This is a genomic window from Calidifontibacillus oryziterrae, assembly GCF_000331575.1.
In the GTDB taxonomy this organism is placed as follows: Bacteria; Bacillota; Bacilli; order Bacillales; family Bacillaceae_J; genus Calidifontibacillus_A; species Calidifontibacillus_A oryziterrae.
This window is the reverse complement of sequence record NZ_KB223527.1, coordinates 618,235-636,947: the sequence shown is the minus strand read 5'-3', so window position 1 is coordinate 636,947 and position 18,713 is coordinate 618,235. Positions and strand designations below refer to the sequence as shown.

Annotated in this window: 19 protein-coding genes and 1 other annotated feature; of the genes, 16 read left to right on the top strand and 3 right to left on the bottom strand. The window is 36.7% G+C overall.

The window, feature by feature from the left end; genetic code table 11:
- Positions 1-242: 242 nt before the first annotated feature.
- Both D612_RS0111760 and D612_RS0111755 read left to right on the top strand, forming a co-directional pair.
- Positions 243-1,787: a methyl-accepting chemotaxis protein gene (locus D612_RS0111760; RefSeq protein ID WP_017755678.1), complete on the top strand. Its 1,545-nt coding sequence runs from the start codon at positions 243-245 to the stop codon at positions 1,785-1,787.
- Positions 1,788-1,838: 51 nt separating this feature from the next.
- Entirely contained in the window at positions 1,839-2,183 is a 345-nt protein-coding gene (locus D612_RS0111755; RefSeq protein ID WP_017755677.1) for an STAS domain-containing protein, read from the top strand.
- A 92-nt stretch (positions 2,184-2,275) separates the two neighbouring features.
- Here the strand turns inward: D612_RS0111755 and D612_RS0111750 are convergent, their stop codons facing one another.
- Positions 2,276-2,710 carry a universal stress protein gene (locus tag D612_RS0111750; protein WP_017755676.1) on the bottom strand — a complete coding sequence of 145 codons (435 nt, stop codon included), beginning with the start codon at positions 2,708-2,710 and terminating at the stop codon, positions 2,276-2,278.
- A 219-nt stretch (positions 2,711-2,929) separates the two neighbouring features.
- On the opposite strand from D612_RS0111750, the gene fabG reads away from it, so the two are divergent.
- The 5 genes from fabG (at position 2,930) to D612_RS0111725 (ending at position 7,368) form a co-directional block, all read left to right on the top strand.
- Complete coding sequence (gene fabG / locus D612_RS0111745) at positions 2,930-3,670, top strand: 3-oxoacyl-ACP reductase FabG (RefSeq protein WP_017755675.1); 741 nt, start codon at positions 2,930-2,932, stop codon at positions 3,668-3,670.
- 76 nt (positions 3,671-3,746) lie between these two features.
- Positions 3,747-5,006 (top strand): Y-family DNA polymerase, encoded by a 1,260-nt coding sequence (locus D612_RS0111740; protein ID WP_017755674.1) that lies wholly within the window; start codon positions 3,747-3,749, stop codon positions 5,004-5,006.
- 131 nt (positions 5,007-5,137) lie between these two features.
- Positions 5,138-5,758 (top strand): LysE family translocator, encoded by a 621-nt coding sequence (locus D612_RS0111735; RefSeq protein ID WP_017755673.1) that lies wholly within the window; start codon positions 5,138-5,140, stop codon positions 5,756-5,758.
- 82 nt (positions 5,759-5,840) lie between these two features.
- Positions 5,841-7,031, top strand: a complete 1,191-nt coding sequence (locus D612_RS0111730; RefSeq protein WP_017755672.1) for an acetyl-CoA C-acetyltransferase — start codon at positions 5,841-5,843, stop codon at positions 7,029-7,031.
- Positions 7,032-7,110: 79 nt separating this feature from the next.
- Entirely contained in the window at positions 7,111-7,368 is a 258-nt protein-coding gene (locus D612_RS0111725; protein ID WP_017755671.1) for a YqkE family protein, read from the top strand.
- 76 nt (positions 7,369-7,444) lie between these two features.
- Here the strand turns inward: D612_RS0111725 and D612_RS0111720 are convergent, their stop codons facing one another.
- Positions 7,445-8,008 carry an NAD(P)/FAD-dependent oxidoreductase gene (locus tag D612_RS0111720; protein WP_017755670.1) on the bottom strand — a complete coding sequence of 188 codons (564 nt, stop codon included), beginning with the start codon at positions 8,006-8,008 and terminating at the stop codon, positions 7,445-7,447.
- 172 nt (positions 8,009-8,180) lie between these two features.
- Here D612_RS0111720 and D612_RS0111715 point away from each other — a divergent pair, with 172 nt between their 5' ends.
- Positions 8,181-9,371 (top strand): M14 family metallopeptidase, encoded by a 1,191-nt coding sequence (locus D612_RS0111715; protein WP_017755669.1) that lies wholly within the window; start codon positions 8,181-8,183, stop codon positions 9,369-9,371.
- Between the two features lie 107 nt (positions 9,372-9,478).
- Here D612_RS0111715 and mciZ read toward each other — a convergent pair whose 3' ends face one another.
- Positions 9,479-9,751 (bottom strand): Z-ring formation inhibitor MciZ, encoded by a 273-nt coding sequence (mciZ, locus tag D612_RS0111710; protein WP_017755668.1) that lies wholly within the window; start codon positions 9,749-9,751, stop codon positions 9,479-9,481.
- Between the two features lie 76 nt (positions 9,752-9,827).
- Here mciZ and D612_RS0111705 point away from each other — a divergent pair, with 76 nt between their 5' ends.
- The 8 genes from D612_RS0111705 (at position 9,828) to deoB (ending at position 18,709) form a co-directional block, all read left to right on the top strand.
- Positions 9,828-10,379 (top strand): NUDIX domain-containing protein, encoded by a 552-nt coding sequence (locus D612_RS0111705; protein WP_017755667.1) that lies wholly within the window; start codon positions 9,828-9,830, stop codon positions 10,377-10,379.
- On the top strand, positions 10,379-11,575 hold the full coding sequence (locus D612_RS0111700; RefSeq protein ID WP_017755666.1) for an endonuclease Q family protein: 1,197 nt from the start codon (positions 10,379-10,381) through the stop codon (positions 11,573-11,575). The genes D612_RS0111705 and D612_RS0111700 overlap by 1 nt, the downstream gene beginning before the upstream one ends.
- Before the next feature lie 110 nt (positions 11,576-11,685).
- Positions 11,686-12,327 (top strand): stage II sporulation protein M, encoded by a 642-nt coding sequence (spoIIM, locus tag D612_RS0111695; protein WP_017755665.1) that lies wholly within the window; start codon positions 11,686-11,688, stop codon positions 12,325-12,327.
- A 116-nt stretch (positions 12,328-12,443) separates the two neighbouring features.
- Entirely contained in the window at positions 12,444-12,908 is a 465-nt protein-coding gene (gene fur / locus D612_RS0111690; protein ID WP_017755664.1) for a ferric iron uptake transcriptional regulator, read from the top strand.
- Between the two features lie 187 nt (positions 12,909-13,095).
- Positions 13,096-15,288, top strand: coding sequence for a peptidoglycan D,D-transpeptidase FtsI family protein (locus tag D612_RS0111685; protein WP_017755663.1), 2,193 nt, complete (start codon positions 13,096-13,098; stop codon positions 15,286-15,288).
- 73 nt (positions 15,289-15,361) lie between these two features.
- Positions 15,362-15,546 (top strand) — a binding site (T-box leader).
- Positions 15,547-15,612: 66 nt separating this feature from the next.
- Positions 15,613-17,001 carry a glycine--tRNA ligase gene (locus D612_RS0111680; RefSeq protein ID WP_017755662.1) on the top strand — a complete coding sequence of 463 codons (1,389 nt, stop codon included), beginning with the start codon at positions 15,613-15,615 and terminating at the stop codon, positions 16,999-17,001.
- Between the two features lie 236 nt (positions 17,002-17,237).
- The gene (locus D612_RS0111675) at positions 17,238-17,465 is read left to right on the top strand and encodes a YqzK family protein (RefSeq protein WP_017755661.1); all 228 of its coding nucleotides are present in this window, start codon (positions 17,238-17,240) and stop codon (positions 17,463-17,465) included.
- 71 nt (positions 17,466-17,536) lie between these two features.
- Positions 17,537-18,709, top strand: coding sequence for a phosphopentomutase (gene deoB / locus D612_RS0111670; RefSeq protein ID WP_017755660.1), 1,173 nt, complete (start codon positions 17,537-17,539; stop codon positions 18,707-18,709).
- Positions 18,710-18,713: the final 4 nt, after the last annotated feature.

Genomic DNA, 18,713 nt, shown 5'->3' with positions numbered 1-18,713 from the left:
AGGGGAAAAGCCCATATTGAAATACCTTAAAAAAGTGAAAGGATGAGAAGGTATGAAATATACGTGTAAAGACTGTTTGACTATTATGAAAGAGCATGGATGTTGTCCTATTTGTAACAGTACGGAAAAAATTGTTCCAATTCAAATTAACCTACACAGTAGTGTAAAGAAAGTACATTTTATCAATAATAATGTAAAAGTTATTAGTTGATATTATCCGATTCCAAAGGAGAAGTGTTTCTATGAAAAGCTTACGTAGTAAAATATTAGGCAGTTTTGCTATTATTCTATCATTATTATTAATTTTATCGATCTATAGTTATTTGCAAATTAATAAGTTTAAAGCTGAGGTTGAACACGTTCTTGGGAATGAACTACAGGAGCTCACTTATTGGCGAGATTTAAATTATAGTTTAGCGAATCGTACAGCAATTTTACGTGCTTTTTTATTAACCGGTAATGAGACGCATGCATCTGAATTTGAAAACTTAACAAATGAAAATTTAAGTACGCAGGAAAGCTTACAAAAATTAAATTCATCAGCTGAAGTAACAGAAATCCTTGAAAAAAGTGCGCAGTGGGATCTAGATATTTATGGGTTAATTGAACTATATCGGCTAGATCCAGAAGCAGCTATAGAAGAAGCGGACCGAGTTCGAGAGCTATCGAATGAATTAACTGCTGATTTTGAAAATGCTGTCGCTGAGAATGTAGCGACAATGGGACAACTAAAGCAAGAAATTGTCGAAACTGGGAATCAAATTATCTATATGACAATCATCATTAGTGTAATTGCAGTTGCATTAGGAATAGTTGTTGCCTTTGTTTTAGCACACCGGATTACCGCTCCAATTCTTGAAATTGTTCGTCGGTTGAAAAAGGTTGCAGCCGGAGATTTAACAGGGGAAAAGGTTAGTGTTAAATCAAAGGATGAGGTTGGCCAATTAGCAGGTGCGATTAACGATATGATTTCTTCATTGCGGGCACTAATCGGCGATGTGCTTGAAAATGCGAATAATTTAGCAGCAAGCTCAGAAGAAATTTCTGCAAGTACGGAGCAAATTGCATCGGGCAGCCAATTACAAGCGAACAATGCTGGACTCGCTTCTGAAATGGTAAAGGAAATGGCTCAAGCTATTCATGCTGTTTCGAAAAACGCTGATGATACATCAAATGCATCTGAAAATATGGTCGAAGCAGCAGGAAAAGGGAATGAAGTTATTCAAGATACATTACAAGGAATGCAACAAATTAGCGAAAAAATATTAGAACTGTCTAGTAAATCGGTGCAAATTGGTGAAATCGTTGAGGTAATCGATGATATTGCGGAGCAAACAAATCTATTGGCATTAAATGCAGCGATTGAGGCAGCTCGGGCCGGTGAGGCTGGTAAAGGCTTTGCTGTTGTTGCTGATGAAGTTAGAAAATTAGCGGAACGAAGCAGCAAAGCAACAAAGGAAATTTCGGAATTAATTCAATCAATTCAAGCGAATACAGATGCTTCCGTAGAAGCTGTAAATATAGGAAATGAAAAAGCAAATAATGCTGGAAAAGCATTTGAAGAGATTATTAGCCTGGTGAAAATCTCTGCTAATAAAGTAGCTGAAATTGCAGCTGCAAGTGAACAGCAAAATGCTCAATCACAGGAAGTACTACAATCTGTTGAAAGCATTGCAGCTGTGTCAGAGCAAACAGCTGCAGGCGTACAGGAAACAGCAGCTACTGCACAGGATTTAGCAAAAATGGCTGAAAATTTAAGTCAACTAGCAGCAAAGTTTAACATTTAACAATTTCTCTATCTATTCAAAATCTAAATCAAATAGGGAGGTAGTTTAGGTATGCGAAAGATTCAATGGAGTCAAGATGTTTCATTAAATAATCTTAATGAATTTAAAGACAAAATCAATGAGTTACTTGCAAGCCCCTCCAGACAATTAATATTAGATTTGAAAGGAACGAAATACGCTAACAGTCGAGCATTTGGAATTATTGCTTATGCGATTGTAGAGGCAAAAAAGAAGGATAGAGAGATAGTGATTATTAGAGTTGAAAAAACGATGCAAAAATTATTTGATATACTACGTTTCCAAACAATTGTTACATTTTTGAAAGATGAAAAGGAAGCGTTCGATTATTTCTTTAAATATGAGGATATGAGTGTATTAACAGAAACAATTAATTAAATTAAGATAGATCACTATTAAACTAAGCCAATTAAATGTGCGTGGTGATTTTTTTCTAGCGAAACGAAAGACCCCCGAAAGGGGTCTTTTCGTTATTTTACGATTAGTACAGGGATTTTAGAATGCTGCACAACTTGATGGCTAACGCTACCTAAGAAATATTCTTTTATACCACCTAATCCACGGCTGCCGATTAAAATTAATTCACAGCCTGTTTCCTTAGCATGGTCTAATATGTTTTTAGCAAAACTGCCTTCTTTTAACACAACATTACAGTTTGTTGTTGTTTTCTCTAGTTCTTGTTTCGCCTCGGCGACGATTTCTTCAGCGTGATTATAGTATTCCATTGCTACTGATGGAGGTGGGGTAAACATTCCTTCACCAACTGCTACTGTTGGGAATTGATAAACATGCACGACTTCAATAAATAAATTCGGATCCTCCTTGGCAAAAGCTATTGCCATTTTTAGTGCTTTTTTTGATAGTTCTGAGCCGTCATAGGCTACTAGTATTTTTGAGAACATCATTGTTAAATCTCTCCCTTTTTTATTTGTCACTGCTATATTTTTTTATTGTTGCTATGGGCCTATATTTTATATTTTACCATTTTTAGTAGAATGGTGTTTTTACAAAAATCAAAACTTAACACGGAAAAGAATCGATAACTTTTTTTGTCCTATGTTAATATAAAGTTACGTAATGTGTTTGAAAATTTTGTCATTAAACATCTGGGGGGAGAAATATTAATGAGACTACAAGGAAAAGTGGCCATTGTGACCGGTGGTGCGAATGGACTTGGCAAGCAGACAGTTCTCCGCTTTGCAAAAGAAGGAGCAAAGGTTGTTATTGCTGATTTTAATGAAGAAAATGGTCAGCATGTGTTAATGGCGGTCAATGAACAAGGTGGTTCAGCAATATTTGTTAAGGTCAATGTCGCTGACCAGCAAAGTGTAATAAGGATGGTAGAAACGACTATAGAGAAATTTGGTAAAATTGATATTTTAATAAATAATGCTGGAATTACGAGTGACGGTTTGCTTGCTAAACTTTCAGCGGATGCATGGCAAAAGGTGATCGATGTCAATTTAACAGGTGTGTTTTATTGTACTCAAGCTGTCATACCACATATGCTTGAGGCAGGGAAAGGGAAAATTATTAATACATCTTCAGTTTCTGGCGTGTATGGCAATGTTGGCCAAACGAATTATGCTGCAACAAAGGCCGGGGTAGTTGGAATGACGAAATCATGGGCAAAGGAGCTGGGCTATAAAGGAATAAACGTGAATGCAGTTGCACCAGGATTTATTGAAACAAATATGACAGCACAAGTCCCTGAAAAAGTACTTCAAAAATTAGTGGAGCAAATTCCGTTAAGACGTCTAGGAAAACCAGAGGATATTGCCAATGCATACTTATTCTTAGCCTCTGATGAAGCAAATTATGTAAATGGCACGGTGCTCCATGTCGATGGTGGAATTATGATGTAATACCCTTGAAAAACGAACAGGCATTCCCTATAATTATATAGGAACATTAGTTCCTGTTGTTATGGAGGGTGCACAAATGATTTCTTATTCAACTGTTCCGAATCAAAAAATTTTATGTGTTGATATGAAAAGCTTCTTTGCGAGCTGTGCCGCAGTTAAGCTTGGTTTAGACCCGCTTACTTGCTATTTAGCAGTAGTTGGCGATAAAGAGCGGGAAGGAAGTATTGTATTGGCTTCGTCTCCAAAAATGAAGTCTGAATTTGGAATTAAAACAGGAAATCGCCTATTTGAAATCCCAAATGATCCTAGAATTAAAATTGTGAATGCGACGATGGCAACCTATTTGAAAACTTCAACGGAAATATCAAAGCTTTTTTATCAATTTGTTCCAAAGGAATGTATTCATACGTATAGCATAGATGAAAGCTTCTTGCAGATAGATGGGACTGAGCGATTATGGGGAACTGCTTGGGAAACCGCTGAAAAAATTCGAGATGCCATTGCTAGTAAATTTCGGTTACCTTGTGCCATCGGAATTGGTCCTAATATGCTTCTTGCAAAGCTTTGTTTAGATCTTGAAGCGAAAGGTTCAGGAATTGCCGAGTGGACATATGAGGATGTGCGAGCAAAGCTTTGGAATGTGACCCCTCTTCGCGAAATGTGGGGAATCGGCTCGAGAATTGAACGAGCATTAAATCGAATGGGGATTATGACAGTTGGGCAGCTTGCAAACTATCCGTTAGCACAGCTTGAAAAAAAGTTTGGTGTTATCGGCAATCAGCTCTATTATCATGCCCATGGGATTGATTACTCAAAGCTAGGTGCACCGATCATTCAAGGCCAAATTAGCTATGCAAAGGGACAAATTTTACTTCGTGATTATGACGATCCGAAGGAGATAAAGCAAGTCATTTTGGAAATGTGTGAAGAGGTGGCAAGACGAGCTCGAACTGAAAAAAAATGTGGTCGAACGGTCAGTCTAGGGATCGGCTATAGTAAGGATGAAGGCGGTGGGGGCTTTCATCGCTCACGAACGATAGCGGAGCCAACAAACGTAACGATGGAAATTTATCGTACCTGTTTGGAACTGTTTGAAGAAAACTATACGAATCGAACCGTTCGACAAATTTCGATTACATTATCTAATGTATGTGACGATGAAATGGTTCAGCTTAGCCTATTTCAAGAAAACAAAATAAAAGAGCGTGAATTAGGCTATGTCATGGATGCAATTCGTAAGAAGCATGGTTCCAATGCAATTTTACGTGCAGTGTCGTATACAAAAGCGGGTACAACTCTGCACCGCAGCAAGCTAGTCGGTGGGCACAAGGCTTGAAAAATATTGTTTTTTAACATACACCTTACGGAATGACCGAAGTTATGTTAATTTAGAATTGTGTTAACATTTTTGTAAAATTCAGGAATTTTAATAGATGAAGATAGAGGCATCAAATGGGGGGGCAAAAAATGCTAGCATTTATATTAGTTGTACTAGTCTTATTTCTTATTCCAGGGCCTGCGGTATTGTTAACAATATCGCAAACGGTAAAAGGAGGGAAAAAAGCAGGAATAGTAACAGGTGTAGGGATAGCAGTTGGAGATTTAATTCATACAATTGCTGCAGTTCTCGGACTTTCGGCAATTTTGATGACATCAGCATTTGCTTTTGAGATCATTAAATACTTAGGGGCAGCCTATTTACTTTATTTAGGTATTCATGCATTTATTGAAAAATCTAAAAAACAAGCGGACCAGCCAGTAGAAATACAAAGAACCAATCCTGCAGTATCATTTCGCCAAGCTGTATTAATCGAATTATTAAACCCGAAAACAGCGCTTTTCTTTCTTGCATTTTTACCACAATTTGTACGAAATGATGGGTCTTCAGTCGTATTACAGCTATTAATGCTAGGATTTGTTTTTGTGTTCATGAGTATTATGTATACAACTTTATTAGCATTACTAACAAGTTCAATCGGCAATTGGCTACCGAAGAATGGCCTGATTTCACGCTGGCAAAACAAAATTGTCGGATCAATTTACATTGGTTTGGGGTTAAAGTTAGTTTTTGAGAGTCAAAATAGTTAATTTTTTTAGTAAAAAGGATTATATGTAAGCAGTTCCGAAAATATATAGTAAAGTATCGATAAAGGGATAGGGGGAGATTATTTTGACATTAAAAGATGTCGTAATTGTAAGTGCAGTAAGAACAGCGATTGGTAGCTTTGGCGGTAGCTTGAAAAATATTTCAGCACCGAAGCTTGGTGCAGTTGTAATCGAAGAAGCTTTAAAACGTGCAGGTGTAAAAGCTGATCAAGTAGATGAGGTTATTATGGGGAACGTTCTCCAAGCAGGATTAGGTCAAAATCCAGCAAGACAAGCAATGATTAATGCAAATTTACCACAGGAAACGTCAGCGATGACAATAAACAAAGTATGTGGCTCGGGTTTAAAGGCCGTTCATTTAGCCACACAAGCGATAATGGTCGGTGATGCAGACATAGTAGTCGCAGGCGGTATGGAGAATATGAGTCAAGCCCCATATTTATTGCAGGGTGCTCGAGATGGCTATCGAATGGGAGACCATAATGTTATTGATAGTATGATTAAGGATGGCTTATGGTGCGCCTTCAATGACTACCATATGGGAATGACAGCAGAAAATCTTTGTGATAAATATGAAATTACAAGGGATGAGCAGGATCAATTTGCATTAACAAGCCAAGAAAGAGCAACAAAAGCAATAGCGACTGGGAAATTCAAAGAAGAAATTGTAGCTGTACAAATTCCCCAACGAAAAGGAGAACCGATAATTTTTGATACTGATGAATATGTAAAGGCTAGTACGACGCTGGAGAAATTAGCAGCATTACGTCCAGCTTTTAAAAAGGATGGATCAGTAACGGCTGGGAACGCATCTGGAATTAACGATGGTGCCGCGGCATTTGTCATGATGAGTCGCGAGAAAGCGGAAAGCTTAGGGATAAAGCCGCTTGTTATCGTTCGTGGAAATGCTAGCGCTGGTGTAGATCCAAGTATTATGGGAATAGGGCCTGTTCAAGCCGTAAAAAAAGCACTCACAAAAACAGGTCTACGCTTACAGGATATGAACTTAATTGAAGCAAATGAGGCGTTTGCGGCGCAATCAATTGCTGTTGATCGCGAATTGCATTTTAATAAGGAAATATTAAATGTAAATGGTGGAGCAATTGCTTTAGGACATCCTGTTGGTGCTAGTGGAGCACGGATATTGGTTACGCTTATCCATGAATTGAAGCGTCGCGGTGATCGCTATGGATTAGCAACATTGTGTATAGGTGGAGGCCAAGGAGTTGCTACTATTATTGAAAATATAGAATAGCTTCTATTCGATAACCGCTACTTATAATAAGTTTAATGCGCATCTACCACATGATATAATTAATTTTGAGGTGATTATTGTGGCAAAAAAGAAAGCGCAGAAAAGGCTAAGTGAAAAAAATAAGCAGAACGAAGATAATATTAGTGTCCTTGATCACTTAGATCAAAATGTATATGCAAAACTAAAGGAAAAACAACTACAGCTAAAACGAGAAGCTGATCAGCAAAAAGAGGCAGAGGAAGAGCGTAAGCGTGAGGAGCGCAGGCAGCGTGAAAAGAACAAATCATTTGAAGAACTATTAGGTGAAAGTGATTTAGATTGGCGGAAGTTTAAATAGAAAGTAGAAAAACAACGATGGTCGCAAATCAATGCGATTATCGTTGTTTTTCATTTGTAGAAAAGAAATTTACTTTTTAAGCTTTTAAAATATCATGATCAACGTAGCGTTCACCATTTAGCTCGCTAATTATATTAATTGCAACTTTAGCCCCATCACCAGCAGTAATGATCGTATGCATACTGACACCAGCGATTGTCCCTGCTGCCCAAATGCCATCAATACTTGTTTTTCCGGCAGTATCCACAGCGATAATTGTTTTAACGCGAGGCTCCGTTCCTGGAACAGTATTTAATCCAACCTTCTCCGCTAGATCTGCTAGCATACCCGTTGCAAAAATTACATGCTTTCCTTCAAATTTTTGATTTTCAGCTTCAACTACAAATCCTGACTCAGCTTTTACAACATTAACAACTGTATCTTGAATGATTTCGGCACCAAATTTTTCAGCTTGATTTTTTCCAATTTCAATCATATCCGGTCCAGAAATTTCCATTACTCCATAGTGATTTTCCATCCAGGCCCGTTTTGTTACGCTTTTATCATTATCAATTACCAAAGTTTTTTTTCCAGCTTTTGCAGTAAATAAAGCAGCGCTAGCACCTGAAGGCCCTGCACCAATGATAACAACATCGAACATTTACTATTCCTCCTAATGTATGTATTGATAATTATTATTAATAAATATTTTATACTAAATAGTTAAAAAAGTAAATTTTTCAGCTCGTACAATGGAGAATAAAGTAATATTTTTCCTCATAAATTGGTTAGGAATGGTTTCATTTTTTAATAAAAGTGAGGGAGTTGTTTTTATGGATATAACTGTAAGACGAGGTGATTCATATTGGTATTATAGCCAATTGTTCCAAGTTCCACTCCAGCTCATTATTGATTCCAATCGTGGGATTCCGGCAAATCAGCTTTCTATAGGACAATCGATCAAAATACCAGGATTTGTCATAACAAATTATCAAATTGTTCGTGGTGATACACTGTGGGCAATCGCGAGTCGCCGTAATTTGCCTTTAGATAGTTTACTTTTAGTGAATCCAAATATTAATCCGCAACTACTTCGAGTTGGTCAAACGATTAATGTGCCATTAAGGGTAACTTGGAGAATAGTTCAAGGGAAGCAACAATATGATTATGATATTATGATGGATCATCTAGTTCGTTTGAAAAATGTTTACCCGTTTATTCAGATACCCTCAATTGGCAACACTGTTCTTAATCGCACGATTCCTGAAGTTAACATTGGAAATGGTGCGAAAAAAGTACATTATAATGGCTCGTTTCATGCTAATGAATGGATTACCACACCTGTCATCATGCAATTTTTAAATGACTATTTGTTAGCATTGACAAATCAAACACCGATTCGAGGCCTATATATGCATCCCTATTATTCTCTAGTATCTTTATCTATTGTGCCAATGGTGAATCCAGACGGGGTAAATCTTGTCATAGATGGACCACCAGAGGGTGAGCCATGGCGAAGTAGGGTTGTAGAGATTAACAACGGGAGCAGGAATTTTTCAGGCTGGAAAGCCAATATTCGTGGTGTTGATCTGAATAACCAGTTCCCGGCTAGATGGGAAATAGAACAAGCACGAAAGCCTCAACAACCTTCGCCAAGAGACTATCCAGGAGAACGCCCGTTAACTGAACCGGAGACCATTGCAATGGCGGAGTTAACTAGGAGAAAGGACTTTGATCGAGTATTAGCTTTCCATACACAAGGAAAGGTTATTTATTGGGGATTTTTAAATTTAGAACCACCAGAAGCAAGAACGATTGTTGAAGAATTTGCTCGAGTTAGTGGCTACGACCCAATTAGGACGGTAGATAGCTATGCTGGTTACAAGGATTGGTTTATTCAAGATTGGCGCCGCCCAGGCTATACAGTAGAGCTCGGATTAGGTACGAATCCTCTACCGCTCACACAATATGACGAAATATATGAGGAAGCATTAGGTATATTCTTAGCAGGTTTGTATATGTAATTATAAATGAAGTTCCCTTATATAAAATCAAACAGTGGGTTTCATGTTCAACAAAGTAATTCTTTCTTATCAAAATGTTGTACATGGATACCCACAATAATTTTATATTACTTATTTTTATTATTATTATTTTTATTTTTAGAAGGAAATAATAAATAATAATTAGTTAGCCTATGAACTTCGTTATTATAAGTAAATAATGTAAAGGTATGACCATCATATAAAAATGTATATGGTGAATGATTTGCTGTACATTGATTGGTTTTTAAAAAATCCACTACAGTGATATGACGATTTTCGTACTCTCTTAACTTTTTGCATATATCTTTTGCTTTGCCTATCATTTTAAATCCGTTAGCTTGTACATATACCTTTAACATGAAAAAGCTCCTTTCAAATGTCTTTGCTAGACTTTATGATAGAAATATCAAAAATAGAACATTAGGGGATGAAAAAGTGGATCATTTAATAGAAAAAACGATTTCTACTAATGAAATATACAATGGACGAATTATAAAAGTTCATTTGGAGGAAGTGGAGCTTCCGAATGGAGAAAAAAGTATGAGGGAAATCGTAAAGCACCCTGGTGCAGTTGCGATCATTGCGCTAACGGACGAGAAGAAGCTCCTGTTAGTTCGCCAATTTCGCAAACCGCTTGAACGTGTTATTTATGAGATTCCAGCTGGAAAGTTAGAGCCTGGAGAAGAACCGCTTGAATGTGTAAAAAGGGAGTTGGCTGAAGAAACCGGCTATAATTCTACCTCTATCGTGCCAGTTCAATCGTTTTATACGTCACCTGGATTCGCAAATGAAATAGTCCATGTGTTTTATACTGATCAACTTGAAAGATTAGACATCACACAACAGCTTGATGACGACGAATTTCTAGATGCCGTAGAGGTAACTCTTGAAGAAGCCCAGAAACTAATAGAAGAAAAGAAAATTTTCGATGCAAAAACAATATATGCCGTACAATACCTACAGTTGAAAGAGAGTATAAAAAAATAATGAACAAGTACTTTGTTGATTTGCATATACATATTGGTCGGACCCAAACGGGGCGACCAGTTAAAATTACAGGTGCAAAGTCATTAACAATTGAAAATATTTTAGTAGAGGCTTCTAATATAAAAGGTATGGATATGATTGGTGTCATAGACTGTCACGTCCCAGAAGTATTGCAAGAGCTCGTAAATTTACTTGCTGATGGCAAGATGAGTGAATTAGAAGGTGGCGGTCTTCGATACGGGAATGTAACCTTGATTTTAGGCTCTGAAATTGAAGTGTATGATGAACATTGTCAAGGGCCAATGCATGTTTTAGCATATATGCCAACACTTGAAACAATGAATGAATTAAGCGATTGGCTTTCAAAGCGAATGAAAAATATTACGTTAAGTACGCAGCGTATTTATGAAACGGCCGAGAATTTACAAGTGAAAATAAAGCAGCTAGGTGGTTTGTTTATCCCAGCACACGTTTTCACACCATTTAAAAGTTTATATGGCAGTGGCGTAAAATCATCACTAACTGAAGCATTAAATCCTATGTTAATTGACGCGATAGAACTAGGATTAAGCTCTGATACTGAGATGGCGGACCAAATAGTAGAACTTCGACGCTATACATTTGTTTCAAACTCGGATGCTCATTCATTAGGTAAGATTGCAAGGGAATACCAAGTGATAAAGATGCAGGAGCCGACTTTTGAAGAACTGGGGAAAGCGCTTCATCATCTAGAAAATAGAAAAATTATAGTTAATTATGGACTAGACCCTAGGCTTGGGAAGTATCATCGGACGACATGTGAAAAATGCTTAACACAAATAATAGATCGTCAACCATGCCCAAAGTGTGGTCATACAAGAGTTACACAAGGGGTTTATGAAAGGCTTGAACAATTAAAACAAGTTCAACAAATAGCCGTCTTAAATGATAATAAAATTGAACGACCAGCCTATATACATCAAATTCCATTAGAATTTATTCCAAAGCTTGGGCCAAAAACATTGAATAAGCTCCGAGATCATTTCGGAACTGAAATGAATATCATTCATGCTGTACCAGAACAGCAATTACAGCAAATTGTAGGCCCTCAGATAGCTCAGTTCATTTTGCAAGCGAGGAAGGGGAGTCTTTCTGTAACTGCGGGTGGTGGTGGCCGCTACGGAAGAGTTAATATAAAACGAACTAATAAAAATTAAACTAATGAAGAATTTACGCATACCAAAAATAAAAGTCATAGATTTCCGATAATTTCATAGAATACAATAACTAGATTTTGATTTTACTATCGGTTAATAGGGGGATATCTATGACTCGCCAGCTAAAAGCGATAATAAATATGCATTTTCGTGAAAACTCTTCGATTTACTTATTTACAACTATTCTTTTTTTAATAGGGGTTATGTTCGGGGCTATTATTGTTAATAGCTTAAGCTTTTCGCAAAAAGACGATTTATATTATTATTTAAATCGATTTTTTGGACAAATTGTGAATGGTGAATTTGCAAACTCAACATTAATGTTTAAACAAAGCTTTATGCATTATGTAAAAAATATCGGTTTAATGTGGATTTTAGGATTATCCATTATCGGATTACCGATTATCTTAATCCTATTATTTTTAAAAGGGGTAGTAGTCGGGTTTACTGTTGGATTTTTGGTGAATCAAATGGGATGGTATGGTTTTTTATTATCGTTCGTATCCGTCATGCCACAAAATTTTATTTTAGTCCCTCTATTTATCTTTGTCGGGACAATATCGATCTCGTTTTCATTAAGGATGATTCGTCAGCAGTTTGTAAAAAAAATAAATGACCCAATTTTACCTTATTTTTTCCGTTACACCTTAACGATGGCAGGAATATTGGTGGTAGTAGGATTTGCGTCAACTTATGAAGCGTATGTATCTCCTTCTCTTATGAAAAGTGTTGTTGAAATAATATATAAATAAGTATAATTATTACAATATAATAACTCTTATAATCTCTTCCTAATTATTATTCTAAATTGACACAGTTTTTCATTGAGATTATAATAAGATTGATATACGAGGGAGGGGTCTTTTCGATGGAAAGTAGAATAGAAAGAATAAAGAAGCAGCTGCATTCTCAAAGCTACAAATTGACACCGCAACGTGAAGCAACCGTTCGTGTATTGCTTGAGCATGAAGAAGACCATTTAAGTGCTGAAGATGTATACCTCCTCGTAAAAGAAAAGTCTCCCGAAATTGGGCTTGCAACAGTGTATCGCACGTTAGAACTGTTAACAGAATTAAAAATCGTTGATAAGATTAACTTTGGTGATGGGGTTTCCCGCTATGATTTACGTACTGAAGGTGCAGCACATTTCCACCACCACCTTGTATGTATGGAGTGCGGAGCTGTTGACGAGATTCAGGAAGATTTATTAGGTGATGTTGAAAAAATAGTTGAACGTGATTGGCACTTTATTATAAAGGACCATCGTTTAACTTTTCATGGCATTTGTCATAGATGTGTCCATAAAAATGAAGATAAAAGTGATGACCAGTAATTACTATAATTATAAATTAGAATAACCTTGACTCTAGGCATACTAGCAAGGTTATTTTTTTGGTTTTGTTGTACACTTAATGATTTTACGTACACATGCTATAATGATCTATATCATATATATTTTTGAAGCTTAAGAGAAAAAAGGGATAAATTCAATACAGTGCAACAGATAAGGATGGAAAATGATGGAAAGTCATGAAAATTTAACGAAAAAAAAGAAATCACATATACCATTCCGCTTGAATTTTTTATTTTTTGCGGTTTTCCTTTTATTTTCAATTGTTATATTACGATTAGGAGTTGTCCAAATAGTTAATGGCGAGGAATATAAAAAGGAATTAGAAAGAACAGAGAATATTATTGTTAAAAACCCAGTACCAAGAGGAAGAATTCTTGATAGCAATTGGCGGGTTATTGTTGATAATGAACCAGTCAATGCCATCGTCTATTCCCGAATGCCTGGGACGACTCAAAAAGAACGATTGGAAGTGGCGACTAAGCTTTCGAAATATATTGAAGTACCGATTGATGATATTTCCGATAAGGATGAACGGGATTTAAAAGATTATTGGCTTATAAAATTCCCTGAAAAGGCGGAAGAAAAATATAGTGAAAAAGAATTTGCTGAGCTAGAGGATAGTGAATTGTATAAGCTTCAGCTTGAACGGATTACAGCTAGTGATCTTTCCGTGTTTACACCAGAGGAATTAGAAATCTTTAAGATTAAGCGTGAACTTGATCGTGGCTATGATCTCACAATAAATATTATAAAAGACAACGTTTCTCAAGAGGAATTTGCAGTTGTTAGCGAGAATTTAGGCGAGCTTCCAGGTGTAGATATTATGACAAACTGGGATCGGAAATACAATTATGGTTCTACTTTTCAAACAATATTAGGCAATGTAACAAGCGGATTACCGTCCGAAAAAATAGATTATTACTTATCAAGAGGATACAGCCGTAATGATAGAATTGGAGCAAGTTATATAGAGGAGCAGTATGAAGATGTATTAAAAGGGACGAAGGAAGAAACTAAATATATTAAAGATAAGTCTGGTAATATTATTGAAACAGTTCCTGTATCCTCTGGTGAACGTGGTCAGGATCTTGTTTTGACGATTGATATGGAATTACAAAAAAAGGTTGAGCAAATCATTGAGGAAGAACTATTACAAGCTAAAAAAAATTCCGGGAATTATATGCTGGATAGGGCCTTTGTTGTGATGATGAATCCAAAAACAGGGGAAATATTATCGCTAGGTGGAAAGCAGTTGATTGATAATAATGGCAGTGTTGAAGTTCAGGATTTTTCAATTGGAACGATGACAAGTCAATATGAAATGGGGTCAGCTGTAAAAGGTGCGACAATTTTAACAGGTTATCAAACAGGTGCAATTGATATTGGAACGTATCAATATGATGAACCAATAAAAATTAAAGATACGCCATTAACCGGATCTTATACTAGGCTAGGTCGGATTAATGATCTAACAGCATTGAAAAAATCTTCAAACGTTTATATGTTTAAAACAACAATAAGTATGGCGAATGCGGTGTACCGATATAACGAAGCATTGAATATCAATCCCAAGTATTTTGATACAATGCGGTACTATTTTAGTCAATTTGGCTTAGGTGTAAAAACAGGCATTGATTTACCGAACGAGGCAACAGGTTATAGAGGTACGGAAACAAAACCAGGTTTACTACTTTATTTAAGCATTGGGCAATATGATTCTTATACACCATTACAAATGGCGCAATATATTTCTACCATTGCGAATGGTGGATACCGAATGAAGCCATTAATTGTAAAGGAAATAAGACAACCTAGCAATGACTCAAAGCTAGGAAATGTGGTGTACCAAATCACCCCACAAGTATTGAATCGAGTTGATATGGATGATAAATATATAAAACGTGTTCAGGAAGGGTTTCGGCAAGTATACCAAGAAGCAGGTGGAACAGCATATACGCAATTTTACAACGCTCCTTATAGTCCTGCTGGTAAGACCGGAACTGCCCAAAGTCGTTACTATGGGCCTAAAAAAGAATTTTACGGTGATAATACGTACAATTTGACTTTGGTTGGATATGCTCCACATGATAATCCGGAAGTAGCTTTTTCAGTTGTTGTACCATGGATGAGTACTGATAAAGATGCTGTTAATAAAACAATCGGGCGGAGAATTTTAGATGCCTATTTTGGATTGAAGCAATCAAGAAATACTTCTACTTCGGCAGCAATCAATGTTCAAGGTCAAATTGATTCACCTGACAACAATGACCAAGGTGGTCAAAATCAATCCCAAGCTGAAGGTTCTTTAATCAGTGATGTTGAAACGACAAATGCCATTGAAGTAATTCGTAACGAATAGCTATTTAACGAGGTAATCTTGACGTCTATCGTACAAATTGGTATGATAATTCCAAAATAAAAGATAATATATTACCTAAACGATGATGGAACTATAGTAACTAAGAAACTCTTTTTAAGAGAGCAGGGGATGGTGGGAGCCTTGTAAAGAGATTTTAGTGAAACGGCAGTCTTGAGTTTTTGATTAGTAAAGTGGGCGCAACCTTTTTTTTGGATGTGCCAATTAGGGTGGAACCGCGGGAATACTCTCGTCCCTAGGCTATTGTTATAGTCTGGGGAGGGGAGTTTTTATTTTTCAATTAATATTTTACGAGGAGTGTCAGAAATGTCAGTAGAAAAAACAATGGATCAAATTGTTGCAACCGCTAAGCATCGGGGGTTTATTTTTCCAGGCTCTGAAATTTATGGTGGTTTAGCCAATACGTGGGACTATGGACCACTAGGAACTGAACTTAAAAATAACATTAAAAAAGCGTGGTGGAATAAATTTGTTCAAGCTTCCCCATACAATGTAGGTCTAGATGCTGCTATCCTTATGAATCCGAAAACATGGGAAGCTTCAGGGCATATAGGTAATTTCAATGACCCAATGATTGACTGTAAAGAGTGTAAATCACGTCACCGTGCTGATAAATTAATTGAAAATGCTTTGGACGAAAAAGGCATTGAAATGATTGTAGACGGCTTGCCATTCAAAAAAATGGAAGATTTGATAAAGGAACATGAAATTTCATGTCCAGATTGTGGAAGCAAAGACTTTACTTCTATTCGCCAGTTTAACCTAATGTTTAAAACACATCAGGGTGTAACAGAATCAAGTGCAAATGAAATCTTTCTACGTCCCGAAACTGCTCAAGGAATTTTTGTGAATTTTAAAAATGTCCAACGAACAATGAGAAAAAAACTACCTTTTGGAATCGCGCAAATCGGCAAAAGCTTTCGTAATGAGATAACTCCAGGCAACTTTACCTTCCGTACGAGAGAATTTGAGCAAATGGAGCTTGAATTTTTCTGTAAGCCGGGAGAAGAACTAGAGTGGCATGATTATTGGCAGAAGTTCTGTGAAAATTGGTTACTTGCTTTAGGAATGACAAAGGGAAATATCCGTCTTCGTGAGCATTCAGCAGATGAACTGTCACATTATAGTAACGCAACAACTGATATTGAGTATAAATTCCCGTTTGGTTGGGGAGAGCTTTGGGGGATTGCATCTAGAACAGATTATGACTTAAAACAGCACATGCAGTTTTCTGGAGAGGATTTTAATTATCACGATCAAGAAACGAATGATCGTTTTATACCATATTGTATTGAACCATCGTTAGGAGCAGATCGGGTAACATTAGCATTTTTAATCGATGCTTATGATGAAGAACATCTTAGCGATGGAACATCACGCTCCGTGATGCATTTCCATCCAGCATTGGCACCTTACAAGGCTGCGGTTTTACCGCTGTCAAAGAAATTGTCTGATGATGCGCGTTCTATATTTGCAGAGCTTTCTAATCATTTCATGGTTGATTTTGATGAGTCTGGTTCTATTGGGAAACGATATCGTCGTCATGATGAAATAGGAACTCCTTTCTGCATAACATATGATTTTGATTCCAAAGAGGATAATATGGTAACAGTTCGTGATCGTGATACAATGGAACAAAAGCGTCTTCCAATCGCACAGTTGAAGGAGTTTATTGAAAATAAAACGAAATTCTAACAGAACTTTATATGTTCATTCAAAAGGAGTCTACCCCAAAATAGTGGGTAGGCTCCTTGCCTTTATGGCCCGCCAATCAAGTTTTCTTTATATTTACAAATTTAAATTATTTCGATACCTTAAAGATAGGCAATTTCCAGCAATTTCTTTCATGTATAAAATTTCTCATTCTTGACATATCTTTTTAATAGAGGTTGTACATCGAGCGACTTTTTAAAGTTTGTGGAGGATGAGATATGAGTTCTTTTGTAAGAGTAGTCTATGATACAGTTAAAGTTTTTATATTATTTACAGGCTGTACACTCCTTTTTTATTATGGGATTTTGTGGATTAATCAAGAATACGAGCAATATCACCGCTACGATGAGCCGGATGGTGGAGCGCTTAAAGTATCAGGTGGAGCGCACCACGAGGAAACAACATGGTTTGAACGGTTACTGTATTATTATCAAAATGGTGAGTAAGGAAGGAGTTTAAAAACCAACACTTGGGCAAATTACATTGGGAGGATTATTGTCTACGAGGGGGAATACAAATGAAATTTAAGCGAATTTTTCTAATAGTTATGGACTCTGTTGGAATCGGAGAAGCGCCTGATGCAGAAAGCTTTGGCGATAAGGGAGCTGACACACTCGGCCATATAGCTGAATATATGAATGGATTATATATGCCAAATATGGCAAAACTCGGTCTTAGTAACATAAAAGAAATAAAAGGTGTACCGAAAGCATCTAATCCATTGGCGCATTTTACGAAAATGCAGGAAGCATCTGTTGGAAAGGACACGATGACAGGACATTGGGAAATAATGGGTCTATACATTGACAAACCATTTCGCACATTTCCAAACGGATTTCCAGCTGAATTAATTCAAGAGATTGAAAAACAAACAGGACGAAAGGTAATTGGAAATAAGCCAGCTTCAGGAACTGAAATTATTAAGGAGCTTGGTAAGGAGCATATTGAAACAGGTAGTATTATTGTTTATACTTCAGCAGATTCAGTCCTGCAAATTGCGGCTCATGAGAATGTTGTACCATTGGATGAGTTATATCAAATTTGCGAGACAGCCCGTGAGTTAACATTAGACGAAAAATATATGGTAGGCAGGATCATCGCACGGCCATTTATTGGAGAACCGGATAGCTTAAAACGAACAGCAAATCGCCATGATTATGCGTTAAAGCCTTTTGGACGAACTGTTATGAATGAATTAAAAGATTCAAACTTTGATGTAATTGCTGTTGGAAAGATATCCGATATTTATGATGGTGAAGGGGTTACCAAGTCGTTACGAACGATATCAAATATGGATGGTATGGATAAGTTAATGCAAACATTCAAAATGGATTTTTCCGGCATTAGTTTTTTAAATCTAGTTGATTTCGATGCGAATTTTGGCCACCGCCGAGATCCTCGTGGTTACGGAAAAGCACTAGAGGAATTCGATGAGCGCTTAACAGAAGTCCTACAGGAAATGAAAATAGATGACTTGTTAATGATTACTGCTGATCATGGAAATGATCCAGTGCACCATGGTACAGACCATACGCGAGAGTATGTACCTCTTCTTGTTTATCATAAGGGAATTACTGTCGGAAAAGAACTGCCAATTTCAAAAACATTTGCTGATATTGGAGCAACAATTGCTGATAATTTTGGTGTGTCGATGCCTAAATATGGGACAAGCTTCTTAAAATTAATTTAGATTT

What these genes read in the sequence shown, in the direction of transcription:
- D612_RS0111760 (WP_017755678.1), top strand. Translation starts at nt 243, where the DNA reads ATGAAAAGCTTACGTAGTAAAATATTAGGCAGTTTTGCTATTATTCTA.
- D612_RS0111755 (WP_017755677.1), top strand. Translation starts at nt 1,839, where the DNA reads ATGCGAAAGATTCAATGGAGTCAAGATGTTTCATTAAATAATCTTAAT.
- D612_RS0111750 (WP_017755676.1), bottom strand. Translation starts at nt 2,710, where the DNA reads ATGATGTTCTCAAAAATACTAGTAGCCTATGACGGCTCAGAACTATCA.
- fabG (WP_017755675.1), top strand. Translation starts at nt 2,930, where the DNA reads ATGAGACTACAAGGAAAAGTGGCCATTGTGACCGGTGGTGCGAATGGA.
- D612_RS0111740 (WP_017755674.1), top strand. Translation starts at nt 3,747, where the DNA reads ATGATTTCTTATTCAACTGTTCCGAATCAAAAAATTTTATGTGTTGAT.
- D612_RS0111735 (WP_017755673.1), top strand. Translation starts at nt 5,138, where the DNA reads ATGCTAGCATTTATATTAGTTGTACTAGTCTTATTTCTTATTCCAGGG.
- D612_RS0111720 (WP_017755670.1), bottom strand. Translation starts at nt 8,008, where the DNA reads ATGTTCGATGTTGTTATCATTGGTGCAGGGCCTTCAGGTGCTAGCGCT.
- D612_RS0111715 (WP_017755669.1), top strand. Translation starts at nt 8,181, where the DNA reads ATGGATATAACTGTAAGACGAGGTGATTCATATTGGTATTATAGCCAA.
- mciZ (WP_017755668.1), bottom strand. Translation starts at nt 9,751, where the DNA reads ATGTTAAAGGTATATGTACAAGCTAACGGATTTAAAATGATAGGCAAA.
- D612_RS0111700 (WP_017755666.1), top strand. Translation starts at nt 10,379, where the DNA reads ATGAACAAGTACTTTGTTGATTTGCATATACATATTGGTCGGACCCAA.
- spoIIM (WP_017755665.1), top strand. Translation starts at nt 11,686, where the DNA reads ATGACTCGCCAGCTAAAAGCGATAATAAATATGCATTTTCGTGAAAAC.
- fur (WP_017755664.1), top strand. Translation starts at nt 12,444, where the DNA reads ATGGAAAGTAGAATAGAAAGAATAAAGAAGCAGCTGCATTCTCAAAGC.
- D612_RS0111685 (WP_017755663.1), top strand. Translation starts at nt 13,096, where the DNA reads ATGGAAAGTCATGAAAATTTAACGAAAAAAAAGAAATCACATATACCA.
- D612_RS0111680 (WP_017755662.1), top strand. Translation starts at nt 15,613, where the DNA reads ATGTCAGTAGAAAAAACAATGGATCAAATTGTTGCAACCGCTAAGCAT.
- D612_RS0111675 (WP_017755661.1), top strand. Translation starts at nt 17,238, where the DNA reads ATGAGTTCTTTTGTAAGAGTAGTCTATGATACAGTTAAAGTTTTTATA.
- deoB (WP_017755660.1), top strand. Translation starts at nt 17,537, where the DNA reads ATGAAATTTAAGCGAATTTTTCTAATAGTTATGGACTCTGTTGGAATC.